Origin of the sequence: Ferrovum myxofaciens, from assembly GCF_000735045.1 — a bacterium.
GTDB classification, from domain to species: Bacteria; Pseudomonadota; Gammaproteobacteria; order Burkholderiales; family Ferrovaceae; genus Ferrovum; species Ferrovum myxofaciens.
The window spans coordinates 1-7,695 of the sequence record NZ_JPOQ01000057.1; the positions used below are offsets into that span (position 1 = coordinate 1).

Genomic DNA, 7,695 nt, shown 5'->3' on the forward strand with positions numbered 1-7,695 from the left:
GCCTTAAATTCTGCGTAGTTGCGTGGGTAGTCGACCCCGGCGCGGGGCGCGACGGATCGAACTTGCGGAGTTTTTGATTCCATTGCATAATTCTAACATCACAGCACTAAGCTGAATACCCCACTTGAAATATTATCTATTCCAGCGTTGGTGCAGGAATCTGACACAAAACCGATGCCAGCATCTATCCTGGTCGCAATGCAATAAATCACGGCAGTCAGTGTTCTGTTTGTTGTAGCACAGAGAATTTGGCCTGGTGAGTAAACTGCGTGCTCTACAGATTAAAAATTCGTTTATTCATCGGTTGACCAGAAGTAGGTTGTATTGATCAAATCGCCCAGATTATAAATTTGCTCGAGAAATTCGGAGAGATATTCGTGCAGACCATACTCGAATACCCGGTCTATGGTTTCAGTATGCATTCTGGCGTAGAGTTGGTTGCAACGATTAATCAATTCGTTGGAGCGCGGCCCATTGATTTCGAGCAGCAAGCGGTGTACTTCATTCACGCAAGTGATCAGGGAACGCGCCATGTCAAGTCGCAGTATCAAAAGTTCACCGACACGCTTGGGTGTGATCTGATCACGATATACTTTACGATAGGACTCAAATGCCGATACCGAGCGTAGTACCGCACTCCACTGGTAATAATCTGTAGCGCCCCCGACGTCCTTCAGACTGGGTAAAAGGATGTGGTATTTTACATCCAGGATGCGGGCCGTATTGTCAGCACGTTCAAGGAAACTTCCCAATCTTATAAATCGAAAAGTATTGTCACGTAACATGGTTCCGTGGGCGATCCCGCGCGAAAGATGCGATCGCTCCTTCACCCATTCAAAGAAGCGTGAAACGCCATCCAAAGCGATGCCTTCTGCATGTATCCGGAGCATTTCCAGCCAAGTGGAATTGAGTGCTTCCCACATCTCCGAAGTGATTGTGCCGCGCACAGCGCGGGCGTTTTCGCGCGCGAGGAAGATGCTGTTGTAAATGCTGCCTGGATTTTTTTTGTCCAACGCCATGAAATGCAATACATTTTCGGCATTATGGATGTCGTGACGTTCCTCAAAACCCTCATGCAGGCCGCTGATAGACAGCATGGCGCGCCATTCGTTGTTCGGCTCGATCATCGCCTGTTTGAGTAGCGACATGCGATAGGTTACATCCAGCATGCGCGCGGTATTCTCTGCTCGCTCCATACTGCGAGCCATCCAGTAGAGGTGATCAGCGGTTGATGATAGCATGTTAACGCTCCCCTTCCAGAACCCATGTATCTTTGGTGCCGCCACCTTGCGACGAATTGACTACCAGGGAGCCTTCCTTTAGCGCCACCCGGGTAAGTCCACCCGGCACCATGGTAATTTCACGACCGGAGAGTACATAAGGTCGAAGATCAATATGGCGAGGGGCCACGCCGCTCTCGACAAAAGTAGGGCAGGTGGACAAAGCGAGTGTCGGTTGTGCGATGTAGTTGGCCGGATCGGCGCTGATCTTGTCGCGGAACAGCCTGATTTCATCCACTGATGCCGTGGGGCCTATCAGCATGCCATATCCGCCTGAACCATGAACTTCCTTGACGACCAGTTCTGGCAGATGCGCCAGTACATATGCAAGGTCTTCCGGTTTACGCAGTTCCCAGGTTGGCACATTAGACAAAATTGGCTCTTCGCCGCAGTAAAAGCGGATCATTTCTGGTACATGTACGTAGATGGCCTTGTCATCGGCAATTCCGGTACCCACCGCATTGGTCAATGTAACGTTGCCCGCTTTGTAGGCCGAGAACAATCCGGGTACGCCCAGCATGGAGTCTTTGCGAAATGCCTGAGGATCAAGGTAGTCATCGTCAACACGGCGATAAATGACATCCACGCGACGAGGCCCTTCCGTAGTACGCATGAACACAGTTTTGTTCTTAACGAATAAATCGTAGCCATCCACCAGTTCAATTCCCATTTGTTGCGCAAGAAAAGCGTGTTCGAAATAGGCACTATTGTATTGACCGGGTGTCAAAATCACCACTGTCGGGTCGGCGATACCTGCAGGTGCGACCGAACGCAGGTTGCTGAGTAGCAGATCAGGATAATGTTCTACGGGGGCTATCTTCTGGCGTACAAACAGGTCAGGAAATAGTCGCATCACCATTTTGCGATTTTCCAGCATGTAGGAAACGCCGGACGGAGTGCGCAGGTTATCTTCGAGTACAAAGTATTCGCCAGTCTGGTTACCAGTGTCAGCACGCACCAAGTCTATGCCGGCAATGTGTGCATAAATCTGCTCTGGCACGTCTACCCCGACCATTTCCGGACGGAACTGGCTATTTCTCAATACCTGTCCAGCCGGGATAAGACCTGCTTTAAGTATTTCCTGATCATGATAAATGTCATGCAAAAAGGCATTCAACGCCTTGACCCGTTGGCGCAATCCGTCGGACAGGTGTTGCCACTCTCGCGTCGGAATAATACGCGGTATGATGTCGAAAGGGATCAGTCTTTCCTGACTGTTGGCTTCACCATATACGGCGAAAGTAATTCCGGCGCGATGAAACGCCAAATCCGCGGCCTCGCGTTTGCGCGCGATCACATCGTCGGGGATAACCTGTAGCCAATTGGCGTAGTTACGATAACTTTCACGCACTGAACCATCAGCGGCATACATTTCGTCATAGACTGTCTTCATGATTTTTAGTCAATTGTTTGAACTTATGCTATTAATGCATGAATCATGCCAAACAATTTAATACCAAAAAATTCAGGTTATTAGCATTTTATTTTGGCTATTGAATTGCCAAAGTGAGACAGAATTCTGACGCTACGCCTCATTCTGGTGCATGGGCCATTGACAAACAAAATAAACAAAACCGAAGAATAAGAAGATTTTTATGTGGATTTACTGCCGTTTCAGAAAAGTCAGGAATTAATCACTTGTGATGATCGGGTCGAATTATTGGCTGCAGGTGAGTTTTCAGACTTTTCCCAAACAAATTTGGGCAGATTTTGCAGTGTTAAGAGAAGACCCCGATTCCAAGATTCTGCAAGTTCTTTGGCAAACGGATCATCTTCACCCAAATAGAGTTGGTGAGTGAAGGACAGGCTATCTTTATCATAAACCAGTAACTCGACAGGATGGGCGACAGTAAGATTGCTGCGAACCGTCGAATTCATCGACACCAGTGCGCAACGACCTGCCTCTGGCAGTGAGATATGACGGTTGATGACTCGATCCAGGATAGGTTTGCCGTATTTAATTTCACCGATTTGCAGGAAAGGATGTTCATTGGACTCGTGAATATAATTGCCCTGTGGATAAATCATGAGCGTTTCATGGCGCGACGTGCCTATTTGTCCTGCCAAAATAAATGTCGCTTCAAAATTGACATTCCCGCTGTCCCTCACCGCGTGGATATTTTGTACGCTACTACTAACTGTGGCCACATAGTCTACCGCTTCATGCATATTTTCGACACTAAACAGATTAGGGACTGCTCTGCTATCCAGATCAGCATGAAGCCGCTTGATCACCAACTGTGTGGTAGCAAGATTTCCCGCTGAAAGCAGCGCGAACACTCTGTTGTTCGGCCACACGAAAGTGTGCATCTTCGAGTAGGTCGAAATGTTGTCAAATCCGGCATTGGTTCGTGAATCAGAGCAAAGAACGAAGCCTGTTTCCGTGTTAATAGCAAGACAATAGGTCATTGTGAATCTCAAATAAAAATTATTGGATCATTGTCCAACCTGCTGACCTCCCAGTGCTAAACAGTAACACGGTTTTTGTTATTCGGCAAACTACCCGCAAGGGAAGATAGGTGGAGCACTGCGGCGCAAATTCATGTAGGATAGGTACCGCCCTTGGAAGGCGAAAAACCGGGGGAACTTCATCATGACTTCGTTCAGAAACACGATTCTGAACACTTCAACTGCTTGAACGTCTTTGCGCCCCAAGTCCTCGGATACCCTTGGTTTTGTGAGTCAAGGAGCGATCGGACGGGCGCTCGGCGACCCCGAGACGAGAGAATATTGGAACCTTTGCCAAATCCAGAATGAATGCGAAGGCAGTTGCCGCTGCAAGTGTGCCCGCCACCATCAAGGGCGGCAAGGGTGTCATTGCGATCCCGCTGATAGCCAATAGGGAGGCGATACCGATATCGGTAACGGATGACGCCACAAGCCAGAGACTTGGACGAGAACAGGCCCACAAGTGTCGGCGTTCGCGAATGGCATAGATCGTCGCCTGACTGCCGAACACCAAGACGACGAAGGCCAGGGTTCTCAATGTCTCTATACCAAGATTCATGCCAAATTTACCAATAGCCAGGATGCCGATGCAGAAGGCCAGCAGGCAAATGCCCATCGCAGCGCCGGCCATCGTCAATTTGCCGATGTGCCACTCATTCGGCGTCGGGGACGGTCTTACATTATCCGTCGTCAAGGACATGGCGAGAAAGTCACCGGCGACCATCACAATGACCATCAGCAGTGGGGTCAGGATCGCGTGCCCTGTCATGACCAGGCCAGCAATCAGGAAGAGCACCGTCACGATCTTCTTGGCGATAGAATTCAATGTGTAGGTCTGGATGCGCTGAAACGTGATTCGCCCTTCTTTGACCGCGGCGACGATGCCAGCGAGGCCAGGTTCGGTCAGCACCATGCCGGCGGCCGATTTGGCGACATCGGTTGCCGTGGAGACTGCGATGCCGATCTGCGCCTGACGCAGCGCTGGCGCGTCATTGGCACCGTCGCCACACATGCCGACGGTATGACCGCCCTTCTGAAACGCCTTGACAAGCTTGTACTTATCCTCCGGTAGGACGCCGGCATAGACTGCGAATTGCTCGGGATGGACGTTGTCGGGAATTGGACCGGGCGGACAGATGGCGCCATCAAGCCCCACCGCGTGAGCCACGATGGCCGCAGTCGCCGGCGCGTCACCCGTCACCATCACAGTGCGGACACCTAACTCATGCAATTCAGTGACGAGTGCCGCCGAATCTGAACGAGGCGGGTCACTCAGCGCAACAAGTCCCGCCAGCTTCATCGCCGTCTGCGGTCCCGCTGCCACTGCCAGAACTCGGAAGCCCTGCCGTTCAAGTTCGTTCACCGCAACTGTTGCGGTCGGTGTCCGTTGTACGAGACCGATGACTACGGAAAAAGCACCCTTCACGATACGTTGCGTACCGCCGGTCGAATCAGTTGCGGTTGCCTCTGACATCTTTTTCGCAGGATCGAAAGACTCAAACTTGACCAACTTTGGCGCATCTGAGATGCCCTTGCTTAAAGCGGCCGCACGAATGGCTGCATCCACTGGATCCTGCCCACCATCCGCGCTCGCCAGCGAGGCAAGTGCCAAAACATGCGCCTCGTCGAAGCCGTTCATGGGATGAATGGTCGTCACTGTCAGCGCATTTTGGGTCAACGTGCCGGTCTTGTCGGAGCACAAGACGTCCGTAGTTCCTGCTTCATCCACTGCGGAGAGGCGTGTCGGAAGGACACCTAACTTTGCCAAGGCTCGCGCGCCGAGTGCCGCCGCCAATGTGAATGTAGCTGGCAGTGCAACCGGTATCGACGCCAAGACTGCCGTCAGAACGAGAGGAATGATCTCCGCCAGCGGCATCTTGAGAAAATAAGCATAAGCCACAAGCACCACAATGACGATGCTGTTGAATGCGGCAAGATTGCGCACCACGCGCAGAACTGCCTTCTGCTGGGAACTCACGACATGGGCGGTGCGAACTAATTCTGCAGTGCGACCGAACTTGGTGCGCACTCCGGTCGCCGTGACCCCCGCCTCCGCCTCGCCCCGACGCACGAGCGCTCCAGCAAAAGTTTCCACGCCCACACCTGCTTCGATAGGCACCGATTCGCCGGTAAGCATGGATTGGTCGAGCAAAACTTCTCCACCGGTAATATGCACATCTGCGGCAACCACCCCACCAAGTGAGAGTTTCACCACGTCGCCCGGCACAAGTTCGGCCGCAGGTATGATTTTCCATACGCCATCGCGCCGGACGGATGCGTTCAGCGCGAGCCGGGACTTCAGTGCGGTGAGGGTTGCCTGGGCACGGCTCTCCTGAAATAGACCGAGTGCTGCATTGAACACCAAAAGACCCGCAATGATCACGGCCTCAACATACTTGCCGAGCACGAGTTCAAGCACAACCGCAGCCTCGAGCATCCACGGAACCGGGGCCCAGAATTTTTCAAGCGCCATACGCAGCGGGTGCATGTTCGTATCTGGCATTGTGTTGGGACCAAACTGTGTCAGAAGGCGGTGGGCCTCGTCGCTCGTCAGACCACTGAGCAGGTGATCCTCTGCAGCACCCGTCGACTTGGCATCGGATTTCGCGCCACGCTTGGCCCCGTATTTAGATTCTATAACTTTGGACGGATCGTTATTCGGTTCCATGATGACATCCTTTGCGGCTCGGAAATAGAATCAGTCTAACTACAGATACCGACGACTACCGTACGGCAGCGAACTTAACCGGCCGATTACACATCGCGGCCTGTGATCATGTATCAGCAGATAATCGCCAGCTGATACAACCCAAGTCTGCGTGCAAGGTGGCACAGCGCCATTTCGCTTACACAACCGCTCCAAATAAGGCGCCGACGCCCCCAGTTAACGCCATGGCCAGTGCACTCCAGAATGTGACACGCATTGCCCCCGCAGTCAAAGAAGCGCCGCTGGCGTACGCAGCCACCCCACCCAGAAGCGCGAGAAAAACGAGTGACGTACCTGCGACGAATAGGATGAGATTTACCGCGGGTGCCAATAACGTGATCAACAGTGGCATGGCTGCTCCAATTGCGAAACTGGCAGCCGAAGCAAAGGCAGCCTGGATCGGACGCGCACTATGCGCTTTGGTGATTCCAAGTTCGTCGCGGACGTGTGCACCAAGCCCGTCATGCGCCATGAGTTGATCGACGACCTGTTTCGCTAGCGCGGGATCAAGACCTCGACCAACATAGATCGCCGCCAATTCTTTATGCTCCCCGGCTTCGTCCGTCTTGAGTTCCTTGCGTTCAAGCTCGATATCTGCCATTTCGGTATCTGCCTGTGTGTGGACGGACACATACTCGCCGGCGGCCATTGACATGGCTCCGGCGACCAAGCCGGCAACTCCAGCGACCATTATGTTGCTGCGAGTAGCATGCGCAGCCGCAACACCCAGCACCAGACTCGCTGTGGAAACGATGCCATCATTCGCGCCCAATACTGCAGCGCGTAGCCAACCTACGCGTTTAGTGCGGTGCCGTTCTATGTGACGCGGATGCATATTGAATCGTCCCCTGAAATTTTCTGCCGCACTTCGAACACATCACGAAGAAACGGTGCCAACTTCACCTGATAATAATTAGACTTCCGAAGAACCCTGGGTTTCCATGCCTAATTCAGAAACTTGGTAAAGCCTCCTTCAACGACTACTCGGGGAGCAGGCGATCGAACTCTTTCTTGACCACTGCGTAACATTCGCAGACCCGCTTCTCCAGACCTACTCGGTCAAGAATGGTAATGTGGCCCCGACTGTACTTGATCAAGCCCGCTTTCTGCACATTTCCGGCGGCCTCCGTGACACCTTCGCGACGTACCCCGAGCATGGCGGCGATCAGTTCCTGGGTCATGATCAGTTCGTTGGAGGGCAAACGATCGAGGCTCAGCAGGAGCCATCGGCAGAACTGCTGATCCAGGGTGTGATGCCGG

The 7,695-nt window shown here is 52.6% G+C and carries 6 protein-coding genes; all 6 read right to left on the reverse strand.

All coding sequences use genetic code 11. From position 1 onward, the window contains the following. Positions 1-293: 293 nt before the first annotated feature. A complete protein-coding gene (locus IV91_RS0107965; protein WP_031597433.1) occupies positions 294-1,241 on the reverse strand; it encodes an alpha-E domain-containing protein in 948 nt (315 codons plus the stop codon). A gap of 1 nt (position 1,242) precedes the next feature. Further along, entirely contained in the window at positions 1,243-2,673 is a 1,431-nt protein-coding gene (locus IV91_RS0107970; RefSeq protein WP_031597435.1) for a circularly permuted type 2 ATP-grasp protein, read from the reverse strand. Positions 2,674-2,903: 230 nt separating this feature from the next. Continuing rightward, on the reverse strand, positions 2,904-3,689 hold the full coding sequence (locus tag IV91_RS0107975) for a peptidase (RefSeq protein WP_051862343.1): 786 nt from the start codon (positions 3,687-3,689) through the stop codon (positions 2,904-2,906). A 217-nt stretch (positions 3,690-3,906) separates the two neighbouring features. After that, positions 3,907-6,396, reverse strand: a complete 2,490-nt coding sequence (locus IV91_RS0107980; RefSeq protein ID WP_082783442.1) for an HAD-IC family P-type ATPase — start codon at positions 6,394-6,396, stop codon at positions 3,907-3,909. A 178-nt stretch (positions 6,397-6,574) separates the two neighbouring features. Continuing rightward, a complete protein-coding gene (locus IV91_RS0107985) occupies positions 6,575-7,270 on the reverse strand; it encodes a VIT1/CCC1 transporter family protein (protein ID WP_031597438.1) in 696 nt (231 codons plus the stop codon). Between the two features lie 145 nt (positions 7,271-7,415). Next, positions 7,416-7,695, reverse strand: a 280-nt coding sequence (locus IV91_RS0107990; RefSeq protein ID WP_031597439.1) for a Crp/Fnr family transcriptional regulator, incomplete at its 5' end; no start/stop codon positions are given.